Annotated in this window: 3 protein-coding genes; all 3 read right to left on the bottom strand. The window is 63.4% G+C overall.

Features of this window, described 5'->3' with window-relative positions; translation table 11 throughout:
* Positions 1–402: 402 nt before the first annotated feature.
* Entirely contained in the window at positions 403–954 is a 552-nt protein-coding gene (locus NW845_RS12715) for a hypothetical protein (RefSeq protein ID WP_414378794.1), read from the bottom strand.
* Positions 941–1,327, bottom strand: coding sequence for a thioesterase family protein (locus NW845_RS12710; RefSeq protein WP_414378793.1), 387 nt, complete (start codon positions 1,325–1,327; stop codon positions 941–943). Before NW845_RS12710 ends, NW845_RS12715 begins: the two co-directional genes overlap by 14 nt.
* An 18-nt stretch (positions 1,328–1,345) precedes the next feature.
* Positions 1,346–2,714, bottom strand: a 1,369-nt coding sequence (locus tag NW845_RS12705; RefSeq protein WP_414378792.1) for a hypothetical protein, incomplete at its 5' end; no start/stop codon positions are given.

Below are 2,714 nucleotides of genomic sequence, written 5' to 3'. Positions count from 1 at the left end.
GGGTACAGCCGAAAGGTCTGCCGCCTGATTACCAGTACAGTTTCAGTCACCTTTTGTGACTTAGTCGAAGCCACAGTAAGTGTAGCATCGAGAATGGCAGACTAAGAAGCGATGCTGACGTTTAGAATTCACTTGCACGTAGTGTTTGTAACAAAATACTGGTCAATAAAGTGTATTAGGAGGGGCTAGGCTTTGGCATGATTTGCTCCCTAGAAATTGTGAAGCAATACATCCAGAATCAGTCAGAGGGTCCTATCCATCCCCACCGTATAGACCGTGGGGAATTCCGCACCTTACGTTAAAGCTGAGCTGTCGATCCCCAGCAAAAGTGGCTCTAGATGGGAAGGGATCCGCTGCTGCCCGTTAGGCTGCTGCAAGAGTACAAAAGAGTGCTGCTGAGTTCTATCGGATTCTCGAGCGGCTGCTGCGCAGGATGAGCCATGCCAATTCCAAGGCCGGCCCCAGCACTCGCCAAGCGCGAAAGCAAAGCAGCAGGGATCCCTGTCCGTGCCAGCCGGTGTGGGTGAAGGTCAAGCGCAGGTGGCGGGCCAGCGAGGGAGGGAGGGCCGCCAACAGCCCTAGACACTGCCCCGTCAAGGCCGGGTTGGCAAAGCCGATTTCTAGGCCGCCTTGCCAGGACTGGATCTGGATCCCCTTGGCCAACCGCTTCAGAAGGGGCCAGAAGCGAGGCCAGTCGGCAAAGGAGAGACGGCAGCCCACCCGGGCCGGCCAATGCCCGCGAACGCAGAGGGATCCGCAGCGCCATTCCCACCCCCGACGGCTGCCCCGCAGAGCCAAGCCCCCCCACCCGCGCCATTTCCAGCTCCAGGCGAGGGGGCCTTGCCAAGGCTTGCGGTAGCGTAGCAGGAGCTGTTGTGGCCAGAACAGAAACAGTCCCAACCCAGTGACCAGCAGCAGCCCTGCCAGGTACTTGATGATCTCAAGCCAGCCCATAGCGGGCCAGAAAACGGGGCAAATCGACTACCTGACAGGTATAGGATCCCTGCATCACCAGCCGCCCCTGCTGCGCGATCTCCACCTGAAACTGAACGCGCCTTCCCTCCACTGCCACGACTTCAACCTTCACCTGCAAGGGATCCCCCACCACAGCTGCTGAGCAGTGTTCTAGGACAAAGCGGATCCCGACTGCCGCTTCTTCCCCCTCGTAAAAAGGCTGCAAGGTGTTGTGGCCACATTGCTCGATCAGCGCCAACAGAGCTGGGGATCCGATCACCCTCACGCCGGGGTTGCCTAGGGCCTCAGCCGTCTGCTCGGGGCCGGGGATCCCTTGCCAGGTGCCACGGGTGCCGAGGGGAAGGAGTTTCACAACCCTAGAACCTCAACGCTAGCGGGACGCTGTTCTGGACTGCCACCAGCGCCAGCCCTGCCCAAGCAAAAGGAACAGAGCCAGGATCCCAACGCTGGCCGCCAGCACCAGGGCCCGCTCCAGGCGGGTGGCATAGAACCCCGTCACCGTCCAGTTGCGGCTGAGGTTGGATCCGAGGATGGCGAGCGTGGCCAGGCCCAAAGCTTGGATCCCCGTCCAAGTCGCCCTTCTCCCTTCTTGGTTCAAGGCTATGGGCTGCAGCGCCGCCAAGATCAAGGCGGTGATCAAGGCTGCCAGCAAGAAAGCTGCTTGCGGCTGGGCATGGACGAAATAGCCCACCCCCAGCGGCAGGAGCAGGCTGCCCAGCGTCAGGCCGACCCCGGTTTGCAGGGGTTTGTCTAGCCCGTGCAGCCAGTAAAGAAGCGCAGCCAAGGCCATGGCCGCCATGCCCAAGTAGAGCGCCGCCGATACGTAGGGCTGGGTGAGGTCGATCCCGGCCACCTGCAGGTTGAACTGGTGCAGCAGGTTTTGCAGCAGGGGTCGGGCCGACAAAAACAGGGCAGCCATCGCCCCCCAGCGGCTGGGAAAAGCCAGACACCCCAGCCCCAGCAGCGCCGCCCCGTAGGATCCCCCCAGCCGCAGTGCCAGCAGCGACCCACCGCCTACCAGCGTCAGGCTCACACAGGCCCGCCAGAGCAAGGCCTCTTTCCCCTCGGGTGCCGGGATCCTGCTCTCCAAAGCCAGTAGAGCCCACGAGAGCAACACCCCCGCCCCGTACAGCAGCGCCCAAAAGGGATCCTGGTACAGCCCGTTGCGCACCAGAGCCAGGGCCAGCGCCATCGCCACCAGCCATCCCACTCCTGACCCCAGGGCCGACAGCCGCCGGTTCGATTCCACCTCGCTGTCGGGTGAGGACTCTGTCCCGCTGGCGCGAACGGGAACAGTCAACAGGGGCAGGGTGCCCGCCACTAGGCTGAGGGCGGCCAGACCAACAGGTAACAACACCGGCCAAGGGAGATCTGGCAGAGATTCCGCTCCCATCTCCATAAGGCGGGATCCCCAGGTGAGGGCAGCGATGCCGCTCCAGCCCTGGGCCAGCCCCATCAGCACAGACAGCATCTCTTCTTCAGCCAAGCAGCCCAGCAACGGGATCCCCACCAAGCCCATCCCCAGGCCGCAGCCCCACAACAGCAGGGAAAAAGCAGCTCCCGCCTCAGATCCCTCGAAGGCGCCGCCGGCTACACCCTGCCAGGTGGCCAAGCTGAGCAGCAGCACCGCCAGCCCCAGCCCCGCCCCCCCCCCCCCCCCCCCCCCCCCCCCGCCCCCGAACCCCCCCCCCCCCCACACCCCCGCGGGTGGTGATAAAACAAAACAGGGCCCCCCACAC

Origin of the sequence: Synechococcus sp. H60.2, from assembly GCF_047462315.1 — a bacterium.
In the GTDB taxonomy this organism is placed as follows: domain Bacteria; phylum Cyanobacteriota; class Cyanobacteriia; order Thermostichales; family Thermostichaceae; genus Thermostichus.
This window is presented reverse-complemented; position numbering and strand designations above follow the sequence as displayed.